The organism is Myroides sp. C6-3 (assembly GCF_050522425.1).
GTDB lineage: Bacteria > Bacteroidota > Bacteroidia > Flavobacteriales > Flavobacteriaceae > Flavobacterium.
The window spans coordinates 1-26,643 of the sequence record NZ_JBMVQP010000032.1 but is presented as its reverse complement, the minus strand read 5'-3'; the positions used below and the strand labels follow the sequence as shown (position 1 = coordinate 26,643).

The 26,643-nt window shown below is 36.7% G+C and carries 23 protein-coding genes and 1 pseudogene; 9 read left to right on the top strand and 15 right to left on the bottom strand.

Features of this window, described 5'->3' with window-relative positions; all coding sequences use genetic code 11:
• Positions 1–5: 5 nt before the first annotated feature.
• Complete coding sequence (locus ACPDG9_RS12800) at positions 6–5,504, top strand: alpha-2-macroglobulin family protein (RefSeq protein WP_430528112.1); 5,499 nt, start codon at positions 6–8, stop codon at positions 5,502–5,504.
• Between the two features lie 50 nt (positions 5,505–5,554).
• Positions 5,555–7,927 carry a penicillin-binding protein 1C gene (gene pbpC / locus ACPDG9_RS12795; RefSeq protein WP_430528111.1) on the top strand — a complete coding sequence of 791 codons (2,373 nt, stop codon included), beginning with the start codon at positions 5,555–5,557 and terminating at the stop codon, positions 7,925–7,927.
• Positions 7,928–7,964: 37 nt separating this feature from the next.
• Here pbpC and ACPDG9_RS12790 read toward each other — a convergent pair whose 3' ends face one another.
• Both ACPDG9_RS12790 and ACPDG9_RS12785 read right to left on the bottom strand, forming a co-directional pair.
• Positions 7,965–9,521 (bottom strand): Rne/Rng family ribonuclease, encoded by a 1,557-nt coding sequence (locus ACPDG9_RS12790; RefSeq protein WP_430528110.1) that lies wholly within the window; start codon positions 9,519–9,521, stop codon positions 7,965–7,967.
• Positions 9,522–9,845: 324 nt separating this feature from the next.
• Positions 9,846–10,142: an HU family DNA-binding protein gene (locus tag ACPDG9_RS12785; RefSeq protein ID WP_002989807.1), complete on the bottom strand. Its 297-nt coding sequence runs from the start codon at positions 10,140–10,142 to the stop codon at positions 9,846–9,848.
• 139 nt (positions 10,143–10,281) lie between these two features.
• Between ACPDG9_RS12785 and mutY the strand changes: the two genes are divergently transcribed.
• From mutY to gldD, 3 genes are read left to right on the top strand one after another with little or no spacing between them, the layout of a single operon-like run.
• A complete protein-coding gene (gene mutY, locus ACPDG9_RS12780) occupies positions 10,282–11,316 on the top strand; it encodes an A/G-specific adenine glycosylase (RefSeq protein WP_430528109.1) in 1,035 nt (344 codons plus the stop codon).
• A gap of 11 nt (positions 11,317–11,327) precedes the next feature.
• The gene (locus tag ACPDG9_RS12775; RefSeq protein WP_430528108.1) at positions 11,328–11,768 is read left to right on the top strand and encodes a single-stranded DNA-binding protein; all 441 of its coding nucleotides are present in this window, start codon (positions 11,328–11,330) and stop codon (positions 11,766–11,768) included.
• Between the two features lie 21 nt (positions 11,769–11,789).
• Entirely contained in the window at positions 11,790–12,368 is a 579-nt protein-coding gene (gene gldD / locus ACPDG9_RS12770; protein WP_430528107.1) for a gliding motility lipoprotein GldD, read from the top strand.
• A gap of 132 nt (positions 12,369–12,500) precedes the next feature.
• Here gldD and ACPDG9_RS12765 read toward each other — a convergent pair whose 3' ends face one another.
• From ACPDG9_RS12765 to ACPDG9_RS12755, 3 genes are all read right to left on the bottom strand, one after another.
• Positions 12,501–12,890 (bottom strand): heavy-metal-associated domain-containing protein, encoded by a 390-nt coding sequence (locus ACPDG9_RS12765; RefSeq protein WP_430528106.1) that lies wholly within the window; start codon positions 12,888–12,890, stop codon positions 12,501–12,503.
• A 222-nt stretch (positions 12,891–13,112) separates the two neighbouring features.
• Positions 13,113–15,158: a M16 family metallopeptidase gene (locus ACPDG9_RS12760; RefSeq protein WP_430528105.1), complete on the bottom strand. Its 2,046-nt coding sequence runs from the start codon at positions 15,156–15,158 to the stop codon at positions 13,113–13,115.
• Between the two features lie 22 nt (positions 15,159–15,180).
• Positions 15,181–16,500 carry a M16 family metallopeptidase gene (locus ACPDG9_RS12755; RefSeq protein ID WP_430528104.1) on the bottom strand — a complete coding sequence of 440 codons (1,320 nt, stop codon included), beginning with the start codon at positions 16,498–16,500 and terminating at the stop codon, positions 15,181–15,183.
• A gap of 258 nt (positions 16,501–16,758) precedes the next feature.
• Here ACPDG9_RS12755 and rplU point away from each other — a divergent pair, with 258 nt between their 5' ends.
• The 3 genes from rplU (at position 16,759) to ACPDG9_RS12740 (ending at position 19,160) form a co-directional block, all read left to right on the top strand.
• Positions 16,759–17,121 carry a 50S ribosomal protein L21 gene (gene rplU, locus ACPDG9_RS12750; RefSeq protein WP_002989791.1) on the top strand — a complete coding sequence of 121 codons (363 nt, stop codon included), beginning with the start codon at positions 16,759–16,761 and terminating at the stop codon, positions 17,119–17,121.
• 25 nt (positions 17,122–17,146) lie between these two features.
• On the top strand, positions 17,147–17,407 hold the full coding sequence (gene rpmA / locus ACPDG9_RS12745; RefSeq protein ID WP_182646837.1) for a 50S ribosomal protein L27: 261 nt from the start codon (positions 17,147–17,149) through the stop codon (positions 17,405–17,407).
• 403 nt (positions 17,408–17,810) lie between these two features.
• On the top strand, positions 17,811–19,160 hold the full coding sequence (locus ACPDG9_RS12740; protein ID WP_430528103.1) for a hypothetical protein: 1,350 nt from the start codon (positions 17,811–17,813) through the stop codon (positions 19,158–19,160).
• Between the two features lie 65 nt (positions 19,161–19,225).
• Here ACPDG9_RS12740 and dgt read toward each other — a convergent pair whose 3' ends face one another.
• From dgt to ACPDG9_RS12710, 6 genes and pseudogenes are all read right to left on the bottom strand, one after another.
• Entirely contained in the window at positions 19,226–20,569 is a 1,344-nt protein-coding gene (dgt, locus tag ACPDG9_RS12735; protein WP_430528102.1) for a dGTP triphosphohydrolase, read from the bottom strand.
• Positions 20,570–20,593: 24 nt separating this feature from the next.
• A complete protein-coding gene (locus ACPDG9_RS12730; RefSeq protein ID WP_430528101.1) occupies positions 20,594–21,298 on the bottom strand; it encodes an AAA family ATPase in 705 nt (234 codons plus the stop codon).
• 121 nt (positions 21,299–21,419) lie between these two features.
• Positions 21,420–22,343 (bottom strand): DnaJ domain-containing protein, encoded by a 924-nt coding sequence (locus ACPDG9_RS12725; RefSeq protein WP_430528100.1) that lies wholly within the window; start codon positions 22,341–22,343, stop codon positions 21,420–21,422.
• A 132-nt stretch (positions 22,344–22,475) separates the two neighbouring features.
• Complete coding sequence (locus ACPDG9_RS12720) at positions 22,476–22,700, bottom strand: hypothetical protein (protein ID WP_430528099.1); 225 nt, start codon at positions 22,698–22,700, stop codon at positions 22,476–22,478.
• Positions 22,701–22,823: 123 nt separating this feature from the next.
• A pseudogene (locus tag ACPDG9_RS12715) lies at positions 22,824–23,000 on the bottom strand (IS66 family transposase); the annotation flags it as partial.
• Positions 23,001–23,024: 24 nt separating this feature from the next.
• Entirely contained in the window at positions 23,025–23,207 is a 183-nt protein-coding gene (locus tag ACPDG9_RS12710; protein ID WP_430528098.1) for a hypothetical protein, read from the bottom strand.
• Positions 23,208–23,415: 208 nt separating this feature from the next.
• On the opposite strand from ACPDG9_RS12710, the gene ACPDG9_RS12705 reads away from it, so the two are divergent.
• Positions 23,416–24,003 (top strand): DUF4291 domain-containing protein, encoded by a 588-nt coding sequence (locus tag ACPDG9_RS12705; RefSeq protein WP_430528097.1) that lies wholly within the window; start codon positions 23,416–23,418, stop codon positions 24,001–24,003.
• Here ACPDG9_RS12705 and ACPDG9_RS12700 read toward each other — a convergent pair.
• The 4 genes from ACPDG9_RS12700 to ACPDG9_RS12685 all read right to left on the bottom strand — a co-directional run.
• Positions 24,000–24,350, bottom strand: a complete 351-nt coding sequence (locus ACPDG9_RS12700; protein WP_430528096.1) for a hypothetical protein — start codon at positions 24,348–24,350, stop codon at positions 24,000–24,002. The genes ACPDG9_RS12705 and ACPDG9_RS12700 overlap by 4 nt on opposite strands.
• Before the next feature lie 195 nt (positions 24,351–24,545).
• A complete protein-coding gene (locus tag ACPDG9_RS12695) occupies positions 24,546–25,085 on the bottom strand; it encodes a hypothetical protein (protein WP_430528095.1) in 540 nt (179 codons plus the stop codon).
• Between the two features lie 92 nt (positions 25,086–25,177).
• A complete protein-coding gene (locus ACPDG9_RS12690; protein WP_430528094.1) occupies positions 25,178–25,903 on the bottom strand; it encodes a hypothetical protein in 726 nt (241 codons plus the stop codon).
• On the bottom strand, positions 25,903–26,643 hold a 741-nt coding region (locus ACPDG9_RS12685), incomplete at its 5' end, for an RHS repeat domain-containing protein (protein ID WP_430528093.1). The genes ACPDG9_RS12685 and ACPDG9_RS12690, both read right to left, overlap by 1 nt.

Genomic DNA, 26,643 nt, shown 5'->3' with positions numbered 1-26,643 from the left:
AAGCTATGAATAAAAAAATTGTATTAACTGTAGTGTGTTTGCTCTTGGCCTTCCTACAGGCATGTAAAAAAGACCAGATGCAAGATTTCCCGCTTTCAGATCCCAAGGATTTTAGCGAGTACATCAGCGCTTTTACCACGGGGATGATTTCGTCCAAATCGCCTATTGACATTGCGCTAACGAAAAATTTCGGGGACTGGAAAGACCAACAAGAAGTTGATGCTAAATTGTTTACCATTTCACCTGAAGTGAAGGGAAAACTGTACTATTTAGCCAACCAAACCTTGCGTTTCGAACCTTCAGAACGCTTAAAACAGGACCAAAAGTATTATATTACCTTTCATTTAGGTAAGGTAACCGCTGTTGAACAACAACAAGAATCGTTTTCTTTTGTCGTGCATACCGTGCCTCAGCAATTTACTGCAACATTCACCGATCTACAATCCGCAGACAAAGACAGCTACCTTCAGCATGGAGTGATTCAGTCAAGTGATTGGGTCAGTGTGGAAGCAATGAAAAAAATAGCTACTGCTCAACAGGGAAAGCAAAACACAGCACTTACTTTTCAAGTAAATGACGGGCAAGAAGCGAAAGAATTTCCCTTCACCATTCGAGGGATTCAGCGCCAAGCAGAACAAAGTGAATTAACGTTGACGTTAGATTCAAAAGCCGTTCAACTCGATCAAAAAACATCTTTGGACTATGAGATTCCTGCCAAAGAAGTTTTTGAAGTACATCAGATTTTAACAACAATAGGAGACAATCATGCCTTTGCTGTTAACTTTTCGAATCCCATCAAAAAGAATCAAAACTTAGAGGGATTAATCCGCTTACAAGGATTGGAGCGTTTACCTCTAACTTTTTTAATTGAGGGAAACCTAATTAAAGTTTACAGTGAAAAGGCATTACCCGAAGAAGTTACACTATTGGTGCAAGAAGGTATTGTCGATAGTTATGGCAATCGCTTGAATAGCATTCACTCGGAAGTCATCACCTTTGCTATCCCAAAACCAGAAGTTCAATTATTGCAAAACGGAACTATTTTACCTTCTTCTGAAAATTTAAAGATCAACTTCAAAGCAACCTCTTTAAGAGCCGTAGATGTAAAAGTATACAAGGTTTTTCAAAACAACATTTTACAATTCTTACAGTCTAATAATTTAGACGGTTCGTATTCTCTTTATACGGTAGCAGCTCCTATTGCAAAAACGACGATCGAATTGACAAATCCCGATCCAAAAGCGCTATTGCGTTGGAATGCTTATGCTTTAGATTTATCGACGTTAATCAAACCCGACCCAGGTGCGATCTACCATGTTAAATTCTCCTTTAAAAAAGCCTATGCTATTAACTGTGCCGACGCAGGAGACAGCGAAGTAGATTTCGATACAGAAGACGAGTTAGATCCAGAAGATGACGAATATGATTCTTACTATCGTTATTACCCTTGGGAAGAGCGTGAGGATCCGTGTTCAGATGCTTACTACTATTACACCCAAATGCCGAGTACCAATGTATTGGCTAGTGACTTAGCGATGATCGTCAAAGGAGGAAATGACAATGTATATACTGCTGTTGTAACCCATATTTTAACAACTGCACCTGTCAATGGTGCTACAGTTGAATTCTATAGCTACCAACAGCAACTATTAACCACTGCAAAAACAGACAATAACGGAATTGCAAAGGTTAATCTAGGCAAGAACAAAGCTTATTTTGCTCTTGCCAAACAAGACAACAATACAACCTACATCAAAATAGATCAGGCAAATGCCCTTTCTGTCAGTAATTACGATGTAGATGGAACGACCCTTCAAAAAGGAATGAATGGCTATGTGTACACAGAACGCGGTGTTTGGCGTCCTGGAGATGCGATTTACATCGGATTTATCTTGGATGATATTGCCAATCCCCTACCGGAAAACCACCCAATCAAATTGACGTTATCTGATCCTTTTGGAAAAGTAACCGAACAAGTGGTACAAAAGAAAAATACAGCCAATCACTATGCATTTAAAGTACAAACCGACCAAGAAGCCCCTACAGGCAACTGGGAAGCTGTTGTACAAGTAGGAGGTGCTAAATTTCACAAGCGAATTAAAGTCGAAACGATCAAACCTAATCGCTTAAAAATAAAGAACAACGCCGAAGGAAAAGTGATCACTTCAGATTATTACAACAAGCAAATTGACTATACCGTTGAATGGCTACAAGGAAGTACCGCAAAGAACTTAAAAGCAGATGTTCAAATCAAATTGCTACCGGAGCAAACAACTTTTAAAACGTATCCAAACTACCGTTTCAACAACAATTTATCTTCTTATGCTACGGAGGACATCAATGTATATTCGGGCAGAACAAGTGAAAGTGGTACCTTTTCATTTGCTTTAAACTTAAAGAATACGGTTGAAAATTCGGCTATGTTAAAAGCTATTCTGACAACGAAGGTCTATGAAAACGGCGGAGATGTATCAACCGATGTTTCTACTTTGACGTATTCTCCTTATGCAAGTTATGTCGGAATTAAAGCCCCAGAGGCGAATAAATACGGCTATTATGAAACGGATAAACCGCTTGCTTTTTCTCTTGTAGCTGTTAACAGCGACGGGAAAGCCTTAGCACAAAATGTACAAGTAGATGTTTACCGCAAGAAAGGATACTGGTGGTGGAGTTCTAATGACTATGGGGTATCGAATTACAATGCATCGGATTACTACAGCTTGTACAGTTCGGATCAAGTAACCACTTCTGCCAATGGAGGAACGAAGTACGAATTGAAAATTCCGGAACAAGATTGGGGGAATTATGAAGTGGTTATTACCAACTTAAACAGTGGACACATTGCTTCTCAACAGGTTTATGTCGATTGGCCGTATTGGTCAGCTAAGACCAAACACCGAGAAGGAAAAGATGCCATTGCCTTGTCGATTGCAACAGATAAAAAAGAATATACCGTAGACGAGAAAATCAAGTTGTCTTTCCCTTCTAGTGAAGGAGGAAGAGCTCTTGTGTCAATCGAAAGTGGCAGTAGCGTTTTAGAAACGCATTGGGTTCAGACCAAACAAGGGGAAACGACCTTTGAGTTAACAGCTACAGCAGCTATGGCTCCAAATGCCTATATCAATATTACGCTGATTCAACCCCATGCGTATACAATTAACAATGCGCCTATTCGCCTTTATGGTATTGCGCCAATTAGCGTCTACAACAAGAAGACAAAATTAGAGCCTGAAATCATCATGCCTGATAAATTGCGTCCTGAAGAAAAGTTCACGCTAAAAGTAAAAGAGAAAAACGGAAGTAAAATGACGTATACCGTTGCCATTGTAGAAGATGGTTTACTGGACCTTACGCGTTTTAAAACACCTACACCATGGCAAAACTTCTATAGTAAATCAGCTTTAGGCGTTCGCACCTGGGATGTTTTTGATTACATCATAGGGGCATATGGCGGAACGATCAACCAAGTATTCAGCATCGGTGGTGACGAAGATTTAGGTGCAGGACAAGTCAAAAAAGCCAATCGCTTTAAACCAGTGGTTATTTTCTCTGGTCCACATACTTTAGAAAAAGGCAAAACGGCGTCACATGAAATTAAGTTACCTAAATACATCGGTTCCGTACGCACCATGATTGTCGCTTCTAGCTCAGAGCACAGAGCGTATGGCAATACAGATAAAACGGTCAAAGTAAATAATCCGTTAATGATTTTAGGATCCTTGCCGAGAAGAGCCGTTCCAGGGGAGAAAATCACCCTACCGGTTACTGTTTTCGCAATGGAAAATCACGTAAAAAACGTACAGATTTCGGTTAAAACGGATGACAAATTTAAAATCAGCGGTCCTGCAACTCAACAGCTATCTTTTAGTGAGCCAGACGAAAAAATCGCTTATTTTGAGCTAGAAGTAGGCAATAAAACGGGAATTACTAAGATTGAAATCGAGGCAACTTCTGGAAAAGAAAAAGCGACGTATAGCATTGAAATGGATGTTCTCAATCCTAATCCAGTTACCACGCGAACCCAGATTGTTAGCATCGATCCACAGCGTGAAGACAACTTAGATTGGAGTCCTTTTGGCATTACAGGAAGCAATAAAGCAACGTTAGAGCTTTCGGCTTTCCCGAATATCAACTTGACTACGCGTTTAAATTATTTAATCACCTTCCCTCACGGGTGTACGGAACAAATTACATCGGGTGTATTCCCTCAGCTGTATTTAGCAGATCTAATCACATTAGATGACAGTAAAAAACAAAGTATCCAACGCAACGTAAATGAGGGAATCCAACGCTTAGCACAGCGTCAGTTCTCCGATGGTGGATTCGCTTACTGGCCAGGAAATAGTTATGCTGATGATTGGGCAACCTCTTATGTGGGTCATTTCTATCTGGAGGCTGAGAAAAAAGGGTATGTATTACCTGTTAACAGTAAGGCAAATTGGATTGCTTATCAACAAAAAATGGCTCGTCAATGGAAACATGATCAGCGTTATTCAACTGATTTTGCACAAGCTTATCGCTTGTATACCTTGGCACTTGCGGGGCAGGCAGATATTGCTTCTATGAACCGACTACGCGAAACGCAAGGAATTTCTACCAATACGAAATTCCGCTTAGCTGCTGCTTATGCGCTTGCTGGACAAAAAGACGCTGCACAGAAACTAATCGCTCATTTATCTTTGGATAATATCGCAGGTTTCTCTTACTATGGTTCTTATGAACGCAATTTAGCCATGGCCTTAGAAACCATGATAAACAGTAACGGCAACAAAGTTAGAACACATGAATACGCCATTGAATTAGCAAACAAATTGGGATCCTCTCAATGGATGAGCACACAAACAACTGCGTATGCCCTTAATGCAATTGCCAGTTATGTTACGATCAACAAACCAAGTGACGGGATCAATGTACAGTATACCTATAACGACCAAGTGGCAACAGTTAATACAACCAAAGCCTTAGTTAGTGCAGAGCTAAAAAACAGCAAAGCAACCAATACACTTGGAGTGAAAAACAAAAGCAATGCAATCGTATATGCGCGTTTAACCTCTAGTGGGATTCTACCGGTTGGACAAGAACAAGCAGATCAAAGTAATTTGAATATTAAAACAACGTATCGCTCAACGAATGGCTTAACAATTAATCCAACGAGTATCGAACAAGGAACGGAGTTTATTTGTGAAATTTCCATCTCGAACACGAGTAATCGCAGTATTCAAAACGTAGCCTTGACGCATATTGTACCATCAGGTTGGGAAATTGTCAACCTTCGTTATACGGATGCTGGCGGAACCCAAAACCAGGTAGATTACACCGATATTCGAGACGACCGCACGATGTTCTACTTTACCCTACAAGCGAATAGTACGAAAACGCTTCGCGTAACACTCAATGCTTCTTACCTAGGTAATTACTATTTACCAGGTGTACAAGCCAATGCAATGTACGATAACGCCTACCGCTGTCGAACAGTTGGACAATGGGTAGAGGTAATTCAATAACCTTCTAAATCAATATAAATACAGGGATTCACATCCCTGTATTGCTTTATATGAAATTCAGACTCAATCTACAATGGAGCACATGGAGCACAAAAAAGAAAGTGCTTTCTATTCTAATGGGAATCGCTTTGATTGCTTACTACTTTTGTTTGCCTCAAACCCTATTTGACAAGCCCTATTCTACTGTGATCGAAAGCAAGGATCACCAACTTCTTGCAGCTCAAATTGCCCGTGACGGTCAGTGGAGATTTCCCGCTATGGAACACGTGCCCGAAAAGTTTAAGACGTGTATTATCACCTATGAAGACGAGTATTTCTACTACCATTGGGGGTTCAATCCGGTTTCCATCGTCAAGGCTTTCTTTTCCAACCTATCGGCTAAGAAAATAAAAAGAGGAGGTAGCACACTAACCCAACAAACCATTCGCTTAGCGAGAGATGGTCAACAGCGTACCTATTTCGAAAAAATAATAGAACTCATCCAAGCGACTCGTTTAGAATTTAAATACAGTAAAGCGTCTATTGTAAATTTATACGCCTCTCATGCTCCTTTTGGAGGAAATGTCGTTGGACTTGATGTAGCAGCGTGGCGTTATTTTGGCACATCACCAGAGCAACTCTCTTGGGCAGAAAGTGCCACTTTAGCCGTTTTACCCAATGCACCGCGTTTGATCTACCCTGGGAAAAATCAGGAGATTTTGCTTGAGAAACGCAATCGACTTTTGAAGAAATTACTAGACAACAAACACCTCGACTCAAGTACCTATGAATTAGCGATTGCAGAACCTTTACCACAAAAACCACATGAGCTGCCACAGCTAGCCCCGCATCTCTTGCAGTTTGCTGCAAAAACCAACAGAGAAGAACGCCTTGTTACCACGGTGGATTACGCCGTCCAACAACGAGCCAATGACATCGTAGCCAACTACTATTTGCATTACAAACAGGCTGAAGTTTACAATATCGCTGCTTTGATCGTCGACGTAGAAAATCGAGATATTGTGGCTTATATAGGAAATTCCCCTACGACAACAGCCCATCAAAAAGACGTCGATATTATTCAAGCTTCCAGAAGTACGGGAAGTATCCTAAAACCCTTTTTGTATGCTGCTATGTTAGATGATGCTTCACTAACTCCTCATCAGTTAGTGGCGGACATTCCCATTGTTATTGCAGGATATAAACCGACGAATTTTTCCAATAGTTACGAAGGTGCTGTAACGGCAAACGAAGCACTATCACGTTCGTTAAATATTCCTTTTGTATTGATGTTACAACAATATGGCGTGTACCGTTTTTATGACAACCTCCAACAGCTCAAATTATCCTCCATTAACAAAGCTCCGGATCACTACGGGTTATCCTTAATCTTAGGAGGAGCCGAAAGCAGTTTGTGGCAATTGACTAGAGCCTATGCGGGTATGGTAGGAACGGTAAACTATTACAACCAAGAACAACACTATCGCACCAAAGAAATTCAAGACTTAAACTGGAAGGCTGCTGTGACACAATCCTTTGGGGAACAAACGAAAGAGAAGACAATTTGGGGTGCAGGAGCTATTTACAACACTTTTGACGCCTTAACGAAGGTAAATCGACCCGAAGGTGATGAAGCGTGGCAATATTACGACTCAGCGCTTAAAATTGCATGGAAAACAGGAACGAGTTTTGGTGGACGTGACGCTTGGGCGATCGGTGTAAATAAAAAATACGTGGTCAGCGTGTGGGTGGGCAATGCTACCGGAGAAGGTCGACCGTCTATTAGTGGCGTTCGCATGGCAGGTCCTCTACTTTTTGATTTGTTCAAACTCCTTCCCAGACAAAGGGAAATTGCTGCACCACTCAATGATTTAGAAGAGGTAGTTGTATGTCAAAGTTCAGCTTACCTTGCTGGATCCAATTGTTTACAAACAAAAACGGATCTCATTGCTTTCCGCGAAAAGAAAACAACACTTTGTCCTTACCACAAGCTCATTCATTTAGACCCAACACTGCAATACCAAGTTAACAGTCAATGTGAAGCCATCGATCAGATCAAGCCTACTCCTTGGTTTGTTCTACCGCCAACAATGGCGTATTTCTACCGAAAAACACATAGTGATTATCAAGATATTCCGCCTTACAGAAGCGATTGTTCAACTCAAGATCAGCTCAAAAAGATAGAGTTCATCTATCCCAAACACGGAGAACACATTTACTTGACGAAAAATTTTTACTCCGAATTACAGCCTTTTATTGCCAAGGCAAGTGCGAGTAGCGCAAATAAAACGTTGTTTTGGTATTTAAACGAACAGTATATCGGTACAACCAAACAGTTTCACGAAATGGCCCTTCGCGGAAATACGGGAATTAATTATCTGACGATTACCGATGAAGAGGGGCATACACAAACGATCGAGTTTTACATCGAAAAACACAACTAACAAAAAACCCAAAACGGATGCCGTTTTGGGTTTTTCGTTATTCTGATATTTCCTTTCCTTTATCATCAAAGAAATGGTATTCTAAATACGTGTAAGCGTCACGCGGTACAATTTTGATCCATTTCTTGAATTCCATCCACCACTTCATTCGCAATGACGGCAGACCTTTCGTAAGGTATGCAGCCACAAAAGGGTGCGTATTCAAGATTATTTTGCAAGATGGATCTCTTGCAATAATATTTTCGATACTCGCTCTAATCTTGTCTATAACTAAGATTGGTGCTTCGATCTCACCGTGTTCGTTTGGATCTTCCTCTCTAGTTTCGATCGACACTTCAGGGCGAACGCGTTGTCTAGTGATTTGAATTAATCCAAATTTACTCGGTGGTAAAATTTTGTGTTTGGCTTTATCATCGCTCATTTCTTCTTTCAAGAAGTCGTACAAGGTCTTTCTGTTTTCGGGATTTCCCATATCAATAAAATCGACCACGATAATTCCCCCCATATCTCTTAACCTCAACTGACGTGCTATTTCAGCAGCCGCAATTAAATTAACTTCAAGGGCAGTGTCTTCTTGCGATTGTGCTTTATTCGAACGATTACCGCTATTCACATCAATAACATGTAACGCCTCCGTATGTTCTATAATCAAATAAGCACCTTTGCTCATAGAAACGGTTTTACCAAAAGAGGTTTTAATTTGGCGTTCAATGCTGTATTTCTCAAAAATCGGAACTTCTCTCGACTGATAATGTTTAACAATCGACACCTTTGCAGGGGCAATTTCTTGCAAATAGTCCTTCGTTTGATAATACAGATCCTCATCATCCGTAATAATACCCGTAAAGGTATCATTAAAAACATCTCTTAATATGGAAGAAGCTTTATTGACTTCCCCCAACACTTTCGAAGGATGATGTGCAGTTGTTAACTTTTTGCACATATTGTTCCATTTGGCCATTAAGTTGCGTAAATCTTTGTCGATTTCGCTCACTTTCATACCTTCTGCAACTGTGCGTACGATTACACCAAAACCTTTGGGTTTGATAGACTGTACTAGTTTTTTTAGGCGCTCCTTTTCTTCTTTGGATTCAATTTTTTGAGAAATTGAAATGCGATTCGAAAAAGGTACAAGTACGACGTATCGACCTGCTATGGATAGCTCCGAACTAATACGAGGTCCTTTGGTTGAAATTGGTTCTTTTACAATCTGAACTAATAAAGACTGATTAGCGCTTAATACATCCGTAATAGCGCCATCTTTATCAATTTCTTCTTCAAAGACAAAGTTCTCTAGGGCGTAATCTTTTAATTTACCTCCACTTACAAGTTTAGTGAACTTCAATAGCGTTTTTAAGTTTGGGCCAAGGTCGTGATAGTGCAAAAATGCATCTTTTTCAAAACCTACATGAACAAACGCTGCATTCAATCCGGGAACGGGTTTTCTAATTTTAGCGATAAAGATATCGCCGACTTGAAAACCATAACCTTCATCTGCTTCACGCTCTCTATGCAGTTCAATTAGTTTTCCATCTTTTAATAAGGCAAAATCTACTGTATCAGAATTCGACCTAATAATTAGCTCTTTATTCACACTGTACATTTTTATCCATACTCATTCATTACACTGCTTTGGTTATTCGGAGTATCCGTTCAAAACAAAATGAGTTTGTATAGATGGATTAAACATTATTTTAAAAACAAGTGTGTACTTGTTTATTCCTTCTTTAACTTGATAAGATAGCTATCAATGAACGTACTGTTGAACTTTCTTAGAAAAGAAAAAAGTAGTTTTAAACTACTTTTTCTTTTTGTGACGGTTAGCTCTCGCTCTTTTTTTACGCTTATGCGTTGCTACCTTATGTCTTTTTCTTTTTTTACCACTTGGCATAATGTGTGTAATTTAGAGATTAATAAATTATTTTACTTTTACTTCTGTGTTTGATTTTACACCTTCTACAAACACTTTAGCTGGTTTAAATGCAGGAATGTTGTGAGCTGGAATCCTAATTGTTGTGTTTTTAGAAATGTTTCTTCCAGTTTTCTCAGCTCTTGTTTTGATGATAAAACTTCCAAAACCTCTTAAATACACATTTTCACCTGTTTCTAACGACGCTTTTACTTCATCCATAAAAGATTCTACTGTCGCTTGAACGTCACCTTTCTCAAGCCCTAATTTCTCTGAAATTTTAGCTACAATGTCCGCTTTAGTCATTTTAGATATTAATTATATTTGTTGTTGTCCGTTTTTTTTAGAGTGTGCAAATATATTAATTTATAATCCAATAATTCAATCTTAATCGATTAAAATTTAATTATATATCGTTTATTTTTGCCCTTCACACATTTTAATCATGATTTTCTCTAACAAACTAATAGCTTGGTACTTAGACAACAAACGCATTTTACCTTGGCGTGAAACAAAAGATCCTTATTCCATTTGGCTATCAGAAATTATTCTTCAACAGACGCGCGTAGCGCAAGGATTACCCTATTTTGAGGCTTTTAAACAGGCTTATCCTACCGTTTTTGATCTAGCAAATGCCCAAGAAGATGATGTTTTATTGCTTTGGCAAGGATTGGGTTACTATAGTCGAGCGCGTAATTTACACGCTACAGCTAAAAAGGTAGCCCACGAACTAAACGGACAGTTTCCAACTACTTATCAAGAACTACTCACGTTAAAAGGCGTTGGCGAATACACCGCTGCTGCGATTGCCTCTATCGCTTATAACGAGGTTGTTCCCGTAGTGGATGGAAATGTTTTCCGAGTTCTCGCACGAATTTACGGAATTACATCTGATATAGCTACTCAAAGAACAAAAAAAGAATTTCAAGCCGTTGCCGCGGGTCTGATTTCACCGCAACAGCCTGCGATTTTCAATCAAGCCATTATGGATTTTGGCGCGATTCAATGCACGCCCAAAGGGACTAATTGCGCTCCTTGTCCTTTTATTGCAGACTGTGTTGCTTATCAAACCAATCAGGTAGATAAACTACCGGTCAAGCTCAGTAAAGTCAAGGTGAAAAATCGATACATGGATTTTCTGATCTTTTTAGATGAGAACAAGCATACCCTTTTAGAACAGCGCACCCAGAAAGACATTTGGCAAAATCTCTACCAATTTCCGGTTATTGATCGGTTTACGGATGAGACAATTGACTTAGAAAAACAGGTGTATGCGCGCTATCCGCATCAACCTATAACGCAGCTGAGCTGTCTGACTGAAGAAGTAATCCTTCACCAACTATCCCATCAAAAACTACACATTCGCTTTTGGATGATTCAAACTCAGACGCTACAGGGAGCAACAACCCCTTGGCAGGATTTAAATAAATTTGGTTTTCCGATTGTAATTCATAACTTTATTCAATCCTTAACCGTATAATTTTTGCATCTATGAATGGTACATTGAACAAAGTTACCCTAATTGGCCACTTGGGCGAAAATGTCAAAATACACTATTTTGAGAACGGCAATTGCATTGGCCGTTTTCCCTTAGCAACCAACGAGGTGTACATCAACAAAACAAGCAATGAACGCATTACTTCTACGGAATGGCACAACATTGTAGTTCGCAATAAACAAGCGGAAATATGCGAAAAACACCTAACGAAAGGAGATCGAATCTATGTAGAAGGAAGAATCCGAACTAGACAATGGACAACGGAAGAAGGCATACAAAAGCAAATTGTCGAGATTATTGTAACGGAATTCATGTTTCTCGACACTAAAAAAGACAGTAGTAAAACAACTACACCAGAAGAAATTGAACGCAAAAAGGCGATTGACAACTTCTCCATCCCAGGAGAAAGCAACAATGACAATTTGCCCTTTTAATCGGATAAGTAAATCAACCCTATGTTCCACAAAACACTTTCCTTATATGGCATAGCCTTTTTAGGCTTATTCCTTACTTTAGGTTCTTGTAAAAAAGAAAGTACCCCAAGACCCAACGCTTATTTAGCGCTTAATTACCCTGAACCTTCTTATCAAAAGTACGAGAACTCCTATCATCATTTTACTTTTGATCTAAACAAAAATGCCTCGGTAAAAGAACTTAAACCAACTGCTTTTGAGGTGCATTACCCCCAAATGAAAGCAACGATTTTCATGAACTATAAAACCGTTGACAACAATTTAGATGCCTTGCTAAAAGATGCACAAAAATTGACGTACGAACACTTCATCAAAGCAGATGAGATCGTAGAGCAACCTTTTATTAACGCAGAAGATCGCGTTTACGGCATGTTCTATCACGTTGGAGGTGATGCAGCAACCAATGTGCAGTTTTACGCTACAGATAGCGTTAAAAACTTTGTTGTGGCGTCTTTGTATTTTTACGCCAAACCCAACTTTGACTCCATCCTTCCTGCGAGTCATTATATCCAACAAGACATGCGACAAATGCTAGAATCTTTACAATGGGAACATCAGTAAGCCTAAAAAAGCAATTCAAACGCAAAGAAGGAACTTGTTGTATAGTACTACTACTTCAACAAAAAAAGGATCTTTTATTTTAGAAAAATATAGCTATAAAAAAAGCTTTCGTTTGACGAAAGCTTTTTTTGATTAAAGCGTTTTAACCGCTAAATTTTCTACTTTATAACTACCGTTTGCAATTTTCTGAACGGTTTGTGTCAATGACTCTCCATTTTGTTTGGCGTCATCAAAAATGACAGTTGCTGTTTTGCTTTCAAAATCAACCGTTGCTTCTTTTACTCCTTGCAATCCTGTCAACTTTCCTTCGATCATTTTAGCACATCCCAAAGCACAAGTCATTCCTTCGATTTGAAACGTAGCTTCCTCCATATTTCCTGCTACTTCCGTTGATTCAGTAGCTGCTGTTTCTACTTGCTCTACTGTTTCTGTAGGCGTTGCTTCTTTTTTTGTTTCGCTTTTACATCCCACTAAAAAAATACCTCCTACTAAGGCAACTAATCCAAGTTTTACTATTTTCATCTTGTTTTTATTAACGAATTAATACATTGCTTTTACAACTACAAAAATACAAAAAATAAACGCGCATCATCTTGCAATTCACTCTTTTTGTTTTGAGAATCAATACCTCAAAGGAAGTCCCCTTGTATTTCCGAGGTACACCCCTTGTTTTCAAAAACAAAAAGTCGCTATTCGTAGTGAATAGCGACTTCTCAAAAGAATTATAATTAATTTTAAAAAAGATTATTTAAAATCTGCATCCGATACTCCTTCGTTAACTTTAATCTCTTTGATTCTCATTTCGATTTCAATACCGACATTCATCGATTGAACGAAAGGAAATTTAATTCCTTTTACTTCTTTGTAATCAGAGTAGTTAACCACTTGTTGCATTTTTTGCCCCATTTGTTCCACTTCTTGTACCACAGCTACCTTTAACCCTGTTGTTGTATCATAATAGCTCGTTGTATTTCCGACTTTTACGCCATACGCATCAACCCCATTAATAGCTTCAATACCAGTTAAGACAGCTGTTGCATCTACTTTTAATTCACCAAAAGGAACTGCATCCGCTTGTGCTGCTTTTAGTTCTTCTCCAGCTAAATCCGTTTTTTGTCCTTGTACAATAGCATATCCCATTTTTGGTGTAATCACTTGCTTAGACATCACTGCACCCATCATTTTTTGTTCGGATGATAAAAAGCCTTCTTTGATTTTATTAACCATTTCCAACTTCATTCCTTGTACTTCAGCTTCACTCGTAATCAATAGTGACTTAACGGCTTTTACTTTCTCATCTCCACCAATGGCTTGGATGTAGTTTGCCAAAACAGTTTGCACCGTTACTCCAGCAGGCACTTCTTTTTTAAACACCGGCTTTTCAATTGGATTGGCTTCTTTATCATAGAAATACATTGGCTTATTTAACCCTTCTAATCCTTGGATAACATCTGCTCCTTTTCCAACAATAACGATACGCATATTGTCATTTAAGAAATATTTCTGTGCTGCTTTTTGAATATCTGCAGGTGTCACTGCATTAATACCCTTGATGTAATTTTCGTAAAAATCAGCAGGTAATTTGTGTAGTTCTTTATTTAAAGCATAGCGAGCTACAGTTTCTGGTTTTTGAATTTCCATTACAAAATTTCCGATATACTTCGCTTTTGCCATTGTCAACTCTTCGTCTTTGACTAAAGTGTTGCGCATTAATTCAATCTCTTTAATGAACTCCGTAACTGCGCTATCTGTTACCACATTACGCACAGAAGCTGCTGCTCTAAATTTTCCTGGGTATTTACGAGCCGTACTGATTGAAGAGTATGCTCCATACGTCCATCCGTGAGCCTCACGCAAGTTTAAGAACAAACGTCCTTCACCACCACCACCTAAAATTTGGTTGGCTAAGATGGCTGCAAAGTAATCGTCATCTGTCATTTTCAACTCAACCTCATTGATCAATGCGATTTCAGATTGAACCGCATTTGGCATATTAACGAAATCGATTTGCGTCTGTGCTACATTTTTATTGGTTGTTGACGCCTCAAAAGTTGTTGTTGACTTTTTCCAACTGTCAAACAAAGATTTAATTGTCTTTTCTGTTTTTTTGTAATCAACATCCCCAACAACCACTAAATAAGCGTTATTTGGTGTAAAATATTTAGTGTAATAGTCTTGTACATCTGCTAAAGTAACATTAGATACGGTAGCCTCTGTTTCAAACTCTCCTGCTGCGGTATTCTTACCGTATAACAAAGCATCTTCCACGCGACTTGCAACAGCAGTTACACTTTTCTCACTAGTTTTTAATGATTCAATGATTTGCGCTTTAGCTTTGTCAAACTCCTCCTGTGTGATTACAGCATTCAATGCACCATCAGCCAACAACCCAACAATGGTTTCGTTGTATTTAGACAATCCACTTGCATAAGCTCCACTTGAGAAAAAACGCACATTAGCTCCTAAGAAATCAATTTCCTCATTGAATTGCTCTTTAGACATTTTTTTCGTTTGATTTCCCAATACTTGAGATAAGATAGAAGTAACTCCAGCTTTATCTCCTTCAGCAATTAAAGGATTATCAAGGGTTAGTGTATACGATACTTGAGGTAATTTATGATTGGGAACAACCAATACTTTTAGTCCATTCTTCAACGTAAATGAAGTAGGTTTTCCTACGTGTACCACAGGTACAGGCCCTGAAACGGGTTGTTTTCTATCTTGTGCTTGTAATTGAGCAGCAGCTAATGCAAAAACCAAACTAGCTGCATAAATATATACTTTTTTCATTTCTATTTCTTCTTGTTTAGCATTAGTTATTCGCTTCTTTCTCTGGCATATAATCCAAGGTTAATCGCTGATTTTTATTCAGATATTTTTTAGCTACTTCGCGAATTTCTTCACGTGTAATATCTTTGTACATCTCAATATTGGTATTAATCAGATTGGTATCCCCATACAATAAGCTATACGTTGCTAAATTATGAGCTAATCCCTCTAAGTCCGCATTTCCTCTCACGTATTCATTTTCTAATACGTTTTGCAATTTTTGAAAGTCGCGCTCAGAGATCAATTCTGTTTGTAACTTTTCAATTTCTTTATCGATTTCAGTCACTAAATCTGCTGTCGTGTACCCTTGCATAGGTAAACCGAAGATTAAATAAGCACCATAATCTTCTTGACTTAAATTAAATGCGCCAATTTCTAAAGCTTTCTTCTGTTCGTCTACAATTTTCTTGTACAATCTAGAGCTTTTTCCACCGGATAAAATTGTTGAAATCATATCCAATACACGAGCGTCACGTGTCTTCATGGAAGGTGTGCGATAAGCTTGCACCAACATTGGAATTTGAACATTCGGATCATGATACTCTGCTCTGATTTCTTTGGTGATCGGATTTTCTTGCATGGTTACACGCGTAATAGGATTTCCTTTTTCAATAGCACCAAAGTACTGTTGAATCCACTTTTTAGCTTGAGTAGTTTCAAAATCACCAGCCACCACTAAAACTGCGTTATTAGGAATATAAAACTTCTTGTTAAACGCTAAGAATTCCTCTAAGGTAGCAGCATCTAGGTGCTCCATAGATCCGATAGGAGACCAACGGTAAGGGTGATTGGTAAATAAATTCGCTTTAACTTGAGGAAGAAGTTGTCCGTATGGTTGGTTGTCCATGCGCAAACGCTTTTCTTCTTTAACCACTTCATTTTGTGTATCCACACCAATTTGGTTGATGATCGGATGCATCAAACGCTCTGATTCCATCCACAAACCAAGTTCTAAATTATTTGACGGAAACACTTCATAGTAATACGTTCTGTCGTCTGAAGTATTGGCATTGTTCTTTCCTCCATTTGCCGTAACCAACTTAAACCATTCCCCGCGCTCAATATTCTTTGTTCCTTCGAATAATAAATGTTCAAAGAAATGAGCAAAACCTGTACGTTCAGGATTTTCATCCTTTGCACCTACGTGATACATTACTGAGGTAATAATAACAGGAGCTGATTTATCCTGATGTAAAATAACTTTAAGCCCATTATCTAAAGTGTATTCTTCGAATTCCACTTTTTGAGCAGACGCTGTCATTCCGTAAAAAAGCGCGCCTAAAATCAAGAGTGATCTTTTCATTATATAGTTTTGAATTTAGTTTATAGTATGATAAGACGCTTTTTTTTCTAAATGTTACAGGCTAGTTAACTTTTAGTATCAATTTTAACATTTACAAGCTTTACTATATGAGGGTCTGCTCGTTAGTGTACCTTAAGCGAATTAACATATCAGACGACAACAGCATAAAAATGAGAAAACAAAAAGCAAAAAATACTTGACCAATTAAAAAAGAATTGTAACTTTGCACACTTAAATAAACCTTAATAATTTATTGTTATGTACGCAATCGTAGAGATAGCTGGGCAACAATTCAAAGTTAGCAAAGACCTTAAAGTTTATGTTCACCGTTTGGCAACAGAAGAAGGAGCGACTATCACTTTTGATAAAGTTCTTTTAGTTGATGACAACAACAACATTACTGTAGGCGCCCCAGTTATAGAAGGTGCTTCTGTAGAAGCTAAAGTTTTACAACACCTTAAAGGTGACAAAGTAATCGTTTTCAAAAAGAAAAGAAGAAAAGGTTACAAAAAGAAAAACGGTCACAGACAAGCTTTGACTCAAATCGTAATTGAAGGAATCAACTTCGGTGGAGCAAAGAAAAAAGCGACTAAAAAAGAAACAGCTGAAGCAGCTGAGTAATTAACAATTTTAAAATTATAACGTCATGGCTCACAAAAAAGGTGTCGGAAGTTCGAAGAACGGTAGAGAATCAGAATCGAAACGCTTAGGTGTTAAGATTTACGGTGGTCAAGCAGCTATCGCTGGAAACATCCTTGTAAGACAAAGAGGTTCTAAGCATAATCCTGGTGAAAACGTTTATATGGGAAAAGACCATACTTTACATGCTAAAGTTGACGGTGTTGTTAAATTCCAAAAGAAAAAAGACAACAAGTCTTACGTTTCAATCATTCCATTCGAAGCTTAAGAATCTATCTATCTGTGTGAACAGATAAAAAGGTTACAAAATAAAAAAAGGTATTGTGTTTTCACAATACCTTTTTTTTTGAAAGAAGACTAGGTTCGTTGTTTGTTGTTATCAACCACTCAACCTTTCTATCTCACCTATTTTATATTTATTTTGGTATTCGATGAATCTTCACTACGTTTCGATTTTAGCTGTGCTTCGATTTCTCCTCTCTCCTCTATATCTCACCTAGTTTATATTGGTTTTGGTGTTCGATGAACCTACGCTGCGCTCCGATTTCCTCTCTCCTCTCTCCAATACACTATTCTTATTTAGAAAAAATAAAAATAATATTGCACATCTCATTTATCTTATTTATTTTTGGTCTAAATTAAATTATAACTAAAAACATAATAATTTTCTCATGATGAAAGTAACTAAACTCTTATCTGCTTTAGCAGTGCTTGCGTTAATTTCAGTTGGTACTACAAGTTGTTCTAGTGATGATAACGTAATCAGAAATGAAAAAAACAACGACCAAAAGGAAGTAGGTTCTGAATTACCTTTTGAAGGAAACTTTGCTTATGCACATGCTGGAAACCCAATTCCATTTGAATTCACAAAGAAAACAATTAGCATGAAAATGTCAGGAATGGCTGGTAGCGGTCTAGAAGATGACAACTATAATGTTATTAAAGTATACAAAGACAAGAACAATGTTTTAAAAGCTGTTGCAAAAAACACAAAAGAAAGCGAATACAAAGCATTTTTCTTCAAAAACATCAAAGAAGAATCATTAGACATCAATATCAACTACTCATTTAAGTCAGAAATTGAAGCGATTGAATCTACTTACCCAACGGCTGGTGATATTACGCCAGATCACGGAAACAATATCTTCCCTTGGTTAAAACTGACCAGAACAGGTGGTGAAGAACCAGTAAAAATCAACTTACCTGTTCAAGGAAAATACGTTTTCTCCTCTCAAGGTTATACCTACTTCTACAAATTCTCTAATACTGTAGTAAACTTCAACGATTCTTATGACATGAAGGTATTACAACACAATACAAACACCAATAAAGTATTATTAGAAGGTGTAGGTGAAAAAGCTGGAACTTTCTATGTACTACAATTAAACAACATCACGGAGAACACAGTAGATGTAGCACGTTTAACTTATGGTGAAGCAGACGCTAAAACAAAAGCAGAGGCTGAATTTGCATTGGCTTCAGAGTTAACAGGAGGTAGATTCAATACATACACAAAAGAAGGTACAGATGGTGGTGAAACTACACCTGCCTTTACAGAATTAAATGGTACTTATTTATCAGCGATAATTAAAGTAAATGGAGCTGACATGGGACAATATGAGTTTCACATTGGAGAGAATGATGAAGCGTTCATCTTTATGGGAGACTTCAGAGGTACAGGTACGTTTACTCCAGGAGGAAAAATCGAAATGAAACGCGTATTTGCAGACGAATCAAAAGGACAAATCATCTATGAAATCTTACATTCTGAAGGATACTATGATGGTAGAACAGGCGAGTTCTTAACGCTATACGTAAGAGATTATAAAGAGACAGCAAACAAAGCTACATTTGCTATTGCGACTAAAAACGGAGAAGGTTCAATTGCAGCAAGCAAAGGAAATGCTATCGGAAAAACATTAGAAGAAGCGAAAGCAATCGCTGCTCCAGATGCCATGAAAATGTGGAATGGAGGAATGATGGAGTACGCTCACGTTTGGATACCAACGACAAAAAAATAGTACATTTTCCATATTTGATTAACCAATGAAAAAGGCTTTTGAACCTAAGTTCAAAAGCCTTTTTTTTATTTTGTTACTTTAATTGTATGATACAATTCCAAAGCCTTACCATCGGTTAACATAGACACGAAATGGCAAATACTCATTAAGCGTTCATATAAACTATCGCTTTCTACAAGATAGCGTTCAGGCAATAATTTGATAATTAATCCGTCATAGTGGTTATCCTCGCCGTAGTATCGGTTATTTGTAGCTGTAATAAAGCGCTCTAAAAGCGTTTCGATAACTTGATACCCAATGATTTCCTTTTCAATAACTTCTTTACTCTGGTATACGTTATTGATACTCACAGCCAAGATATCTTTCATTTGTGCGATATAAGAACACTTCTCTGTCAAGGCAAACGGATAATCTCCTGCCAAAATCTTCTCTTCATTTTCGATAAACAAACGCGTCACATCGTCAATCAAACTACCGATTGCCAACGCGCGTAAATAGCTTACGCGATCTTCTTTTGAATTTAGTTGAGAATACTTTTGTGTATTAATACTATTCTGAACGATCATAATAAGGAATTCCAGCGCATGCTCTTCTGGAATCCAACCCAAATTGATCCCATCTTCAAAATCCGTAATGGTATAACAAATATCGTCGGCGGCCTCCACTAAATAAGCCAAGGGATGGCGATAAAACGCAGTCTCTACTCGATCGTCTTTCATGATCATCCCCAACTCAGAAGCTACATCAATAAACGCTTCTTTGTCTCCTTGGAAGAATCCATACTTCTTATCCGAAATATCTCGTGTTGGTTTTTTAGGCAAACTCTCTTTAGGATACTTCATAAAAGCTCCAAGGGTGGCATAAGAAATACGCAATCCTCCTTCAATTCCAGGACGAGATTTCGTCAAGATAGAAAAACCATTGGCATTTCCTTCAAAATCAATTAAGTCTTGCCATTCCTTTTCCGTAAGTTTATCCTTAAAAACAAGTCCTTTTCCTCTACTAAAATAATCGCCAATCGCTTTTTCACCTGAATGACCAAAAGGTGGATTTCCAATATCATGTGCTAATGATGCTGCAGCAACTATGGCTCCAAAATCATTAACGGTATATCCGTACTCTTCCGCTAAATACGTATATTTTTTTAGCAGTTTCTCACCAACATTTCGACCAAGCGAACGACCAACTACAGAAACTTCTAAACTATGGGTTAATCTCGTGTGAACAAAATCTGTTTTAGACAAAGGGATAACTTGTGTTTTATCTTGCAAACTGCGAAAAGGGGATGAAAATATAATGCGATCATAATCTACTTCAAAACCAATACGCGTTTGACTTTCATCTTGGCGATTTCTAACAAATGTGTCACCGTGCTTCTTTAAAGAAAGCAACTTTTCCCATTTCATCATATACTATATTCTTTTGTTTCTATACTAATTTTCTACTTCTTGTTGGCTTGCAATAATGTTGTTCTTTACTGTGCGATAAATATGTGTTTTTGCTTCGGCATAGGAGATATTATACAAGCGTTCTACACCAGCGTATTCAGCAGGGTATACCGCCAACATCTTATCGTAATACAAATCCAATGCTTCTTTTTCAGGAGCTGTGTACTCTAGCTTCAATTCAAAACGGCGAACTAAAGCTTCATCAATCATGTGAATTTGATTCGTTGCAGCAATCAAAATAGATTTTTGCGGAAGGTTATCAATGAGTTGCAGAATGGCATTTACAACGCGTTTCATCTCACTGTTATCTTTATTGTCATAATCGCGAATTTGTCCTAAAGAATCAAACTCATCAAAAAACAAAACAGCACTCTCGTATTGAATTTCCTTAAATAAACTCTCTATATTCTTGGCTGTCTCTCCAAGTTTAGAAGAAACGATCGTCGCCAAGTTTACAATAATCAACTTTTTATCTAACTGTTTGGCAATTGCCTTGGCGGTCATTGTTTTTCCACAACCTGTTTTTCCATATAACAAAATCTTATTACTAACAGGAAGGTTGTACTTCGTCAAAATTTCACGATACTTATACTCCTTCAAAAATGCTTCGACCTCTTGTTCTACTTTTTCCGTAAACATAACATCAGCTAAACTAATGTCAGTGCGATCGATATAATACAAAGAACTCATCTCAAACTACGATTTGAACATTATTAACTACAAATATAAGCTAAAAAAAACGTTACCCTCCAACGAGTTTCCTTAAAAAAGCCCAGGAATGTCTATCTATACTTAAACCAATTTGATGAAGCTAAAACTGAGGTTTACGACCGTGTTTATTGGGTAAATCTTCCCCTTTAAGCAGAAGGAGAATCAATAAAACCGCAATATTTAACAAAGGAACGAGCAGTAGTAAGGAAAGTATTCCATGTCGATTCACGTCGTGAAGGCGTCTTGCCGAACAAATAAGCAACACATAAATCAATACGGTACAAATAAATGAATAGGTTCCATCATGCTCAAAATGGGGTTCATAGAAATACGCCATCAAGAAAAACAGCGTTAAAAGTGCAACGCGTAAACTATAATCTTTTCTTGAACTACGTCCTAAAGGCGCTAAGAATCCCAAACTCCAGTGATGAGGGTTTGCGTAATTCGCTTTTTCGATTGTGTCTGTTTCGCTAAATTTCATATACACCCCATTATTGAGGTGGATACTTCTCTTTTCTACATGAGAACTGTGGTTATTCACCGCGGTTAGCTCAAAAGTTAGAAACTTTGCATCAAGTTCCTTTACGCGATAAATAATTTTTCCTCTTAATTCATCCATATACCCCAAAGGATAGATGCGAATAACATCTGCTTGTTTGCAATCCCAACTAATTTCAAGGAGATCTCCCATAAAAAAATACGTTTGATTACAAGAAAAACGAACAATTTCAGGGGTATAATATGCAGTATTTGATTGCGTTGATTTTGCCGTATATGCCTGTGAAGATTGGGTACTCTTAGACGTGGTTTGAGCGCGAGAAAGCGTTACGTCATACGCGCGTCGTTGCGCTTCATCACCTAAAACCTCATAGGCCTTGATCACCTCAAACAATTTGTCTTGGTAGCGGGTATTCCCCTGATTCATGTCGGGATGATACAACTTCGATAACCGTCTGAATGCCTGTTTAATTTCACTTGAACTAGCTGTTGGGTCAACCTCTAAAATGGCATAATAGGTACGCATACACTTTGGAAAATTGAATAAGATGTAGGAAGGCTTAAAACAGATTACCTTATCCGTTTAAAGTAAAAAGGCATGATTTCCAACCATACCTTTTCACTTGACAATATACTATTTCCCTAGAAGAGTAAAAAATTAATCTTCGTCTGCAAGGAAAAATTTCATTGATTTCATCGGATAAGCCGTTCTACTTTTACCACTAGGGTTAGCAATTACCGTCTTGATACTCACTAGGTCGCCTAATTTAAACTGAGACTCTGTATATTGATAGTCTAATAAATAAGGACCGCAGAAGTAGTTTCCCAGCTCATCTTTTTCAATAATCCCTCTAAATATTCCTTTTTTTGTTTCTTTCGACATGGTAGTACTTGTTTAACGCACAAAGATACGATAGAAAGTACTTTTTCCACTATTTTTTGAATAAACAAATAAGTACACCTCACCCCCAGCTCGATATCTTTGTATTGATACAGTTGTTTGTTGTTTACGACAAAGAGCTACAGATCTAATTGCGTTTTCTACAAGGTTGTTGTCTATCTGCAAGTTTCCATCATATAAATATGCACTTAGGTTATCCCATCTAGTTTGGGAGTAAGCAAAAGCTTTACCTATTTGACTTATAAGTAAGGTAAGTTTCATTTGAGCGAATACACACTCAAATAACTCATTAATAGTCAATGAATTCTATTTTAAACAAAGTTCTTTGATTTGCTCTGGAAGATCACCAATACTAATTTGAGTATTGTCTTTGTCTTTGGTAACGTATTTGTATCGGATGTAGCTCTTGATTTTAAAATATCCTGGAACGTAGTCCAATACATCTGTAGTTTCTTGTCCAATACGGTGTGAACTACTTAAATTAAACATTAAACAAGTTGTAATAAAGAATATAACGCACTCCAGTTTTCCGTACAAACGCGAAGCTTAATTCCATTTTTTTGTTTGCTCATCTTTTTATTATTTGAGACAAACTTGCTATCTTACATTACGCTGTGAACTATGCAGTTGCTCGGGCACATACTACAATAGTGCAATACAAAATATTTATACTTAGAATTTTTTTAATTTAAAATATATGAACGAAAGGGAAATTAGAGGTGTTTATGATGACGAAACAATTATTGTTTATCAAGCATTTAAGAAAGAAATTGCAATACCCGCAGTCAAAAATCAAAGATTTGTACCCCCTTTTAAAATGGAGCGTATGACTTGGATAAAACCTTCATTTTTGTGGATGATGTATCGTTCTGGCTGGGCATTAAAAGAAGGACAAGAATATATCTTAGCCATTAAAATTAAACGTGAGGGGTTTGAATGGGCTTTAAGAAATTCATGTTTATCTACTTTTAAAGAGGCTATTTATAAAACTCATGAAAACTGGAAAGAAAAACTCAATAATACTTCTGTACGTATCCAATGGGATCCTGAGAAGAATATTATATTAGAAAATCTCGAGTATAAATCAATTCAAATAGGATTAAAAGAAATAGCAGTAAAAAAATATGTGCATGACTGGATTGTTCAGATAGAAGATGTTACAGATTTTTCTAAAGAAATATATCAACTTATTTTAAATGGTGAAATAGAAAAAGCAAAGGATAAACTTCCTAAAGAAGAACTCTATCCTTTACCTAATGATATTGCATCTGCTATTAATATTTAAATAGTTTCTGTTCTTTGTATTAATATTTTAGCCGTATCCTTTAAATCTTCGTAAGGTGAATCTAAATACCTATTTAGAATATCTAAAGTTTCATTATTAGCCCCTGTTTTATACAAATTCCAAAGGCTTTTCTTCCAAATAGGGACCATAAATGTTTCTATATTATCAATATCTCGTTTATAAAATTTATTAATATTTAATATTTCTAAATAATATTCTCTATTTTCTTTAACTATATCAAGTGAATCCAGAAATCTTTCTAAAAGATGACAAGGTATCCAATCTGCTGTTATTAATTGTTTATAAATCTTGTTAAGATTATTTTTGATGTATTTATCATCATGCAAACATTCTTCTATATCTAAATATACTTCTAATAATTCAGGTTTTTTTTATCAATAGAATCCAATAAATTATTATAAAAGTAATCTACATTTCCTTTCAAATTTATTGGATAATTATTATAAAATACATCTAAATCTATTTTATTAGTTAATAAATCATAAATTAGGTTTTCTTCTTTTTGTGTCATATTAAAAAATTTACTTATGTTTAGTATCTACTTTTTCAAATGATATAATATTTTTATTGAAAGTATCAAGTCCTTGTCCTTGCCCTAAACCAATATTAATTTGTTTGTTTTTCCCTACTTTTTCTTGTTTAAAATATGCAGAAGATTGATTCCACCCAGATTTAACTTCTGGCATATCAGGATATTTAGATTTAACTAATTTAGACTGGTCTCTTACTCCTATATTTTCTAAAACATCAGTAGTACCATCTTTCATCGTAAATTTATAGGTAACTCCATCATAATTACTAGAAAATGCTAATGTGGAAGATGTAAATGTTTCTTTAGTTGTTGGTAACTTACCTGTACTCTCCAGTATTTTTGCATGTTCTTTGGATATAGTTCTAAAAAATTCTTCATCCAACCCAAAAACATCCACCTCCCCATTGCTATCCCACACATACGCATAGAACGTTGGGTTGTTACCTGCCAAGCCTATCGGATCTTTTGAAATATACAACCCACTATTCGAATCGTAGTATCGAAAACTGTTGTAGAATGGTGATAACAAAAAAGTTTAGCTTTAACCAACTAAACTTTTGAATCCTATTAAAAAAGAATATAGGCCGATAATTACATTATCCCCTAATCTCAGCACTTTTTTTAAACAATCAAATCTTCACAAAAATTAACATCCTTACATTTAATAAAGTAACCAGAACTTCTATCTATTATTAGATATGAATTATTCTTATGATTGTATTCTAAATGAAAATGAGTTTCCATATACCACATAAAACTACCTTGATAAAACGATGGGTTATTGCACATTAAATAAATAATTCTTTTATCCTCTTTTTCTAAATAACGTAATGTATCGCTAGGTTCAATACGAATTATAATTTCTCTTTTATTGGAATTCCAAATTTGGACCTTTGTAAACTTCCATCTTGTCAATATTATTTTTCCTTTTTTTAATTTCTCTTCAATTGAACTTAAACAACTTTGCCCTACAAACTCCTTTTCTTTAATATCTATTGACTTATAAATTGACAGAGAACTACTTATTATACAAAATCTATTATTTAAATCCTTAAACTTAATAAGCTGAATTAAAGTGTCTCGGTTAGTTCTTACATTTAAAAAACTATTCCTAGATTCTTCAACAAAAGAAAGTTTCAAACTACAATCTTTCCATCTATCTAAACTTCCTTTAAAATATTGTGTTTGATTAAATACTAGATATAATTTTTGAGTATCTTCTTCTACGGATATGATAATTTCCTTAGAATGGAAAATGTTATATTCACAAATCTCAATTATTGGATTTGTAAACGACAACAATAACGAATACAAAGATTTGTTTTCTAAAAAAATATTATTTTCCATTATTTATATCCCATTTTTTGTTTAACCTTATTCTTATCTATTGCAAAATAATTACCTGTTTTAGGATCTAAATCATAAAATCTTGTTTTTGCAAATAATGTAGAATCATTTAATATACGATTTAACTCTACATCAGTGACATCTCCACCTCTCAATATACCATTATTATCAACATCAAAAATAAGCCCAGCCTTAGACGATTTTGAAAAATTAATACCACTTACATTAAAATGAATAACATCTGCTTTTTTAACCGCCTTTTCAAATTCTGACACAAAGTTCTTTGGGGTAATCGGCTTTAAAGAAATCCCAGCTTTTTTCATATCCCAATCTCCATCGGCGAATACCCCTTCTAGAACTGCATTAAACCCATTTTTTCCCTTTGTTAAGTCATCTGCCAAATTATAATTATGTGGATTTAACCCCAAAGCAATTTCAAATAACCCAAAAACATCCACCTCCCCATTGCTATCCCACACATACGCATAGAACGTTGGGTTGTTGCCTGCAAGGCCTATCGGATCTTTAGCTATATACAACCCGCTATTCGAATCGTAATAGCGGAAGCGGTTGTAGTATAAACCATCGAGCTCGATATCTTCGTATTGCCCCAGTTGTCTAAAAGGGATAAACATCCGATCCCCGACAAGGTTTCGAAGTTTACCGTAGATGTCATAGTCTGTACTCCAAACCAGCGCTCCTTCTTCGCTATACGCTTGAATTGGTCTGCCGATATAATC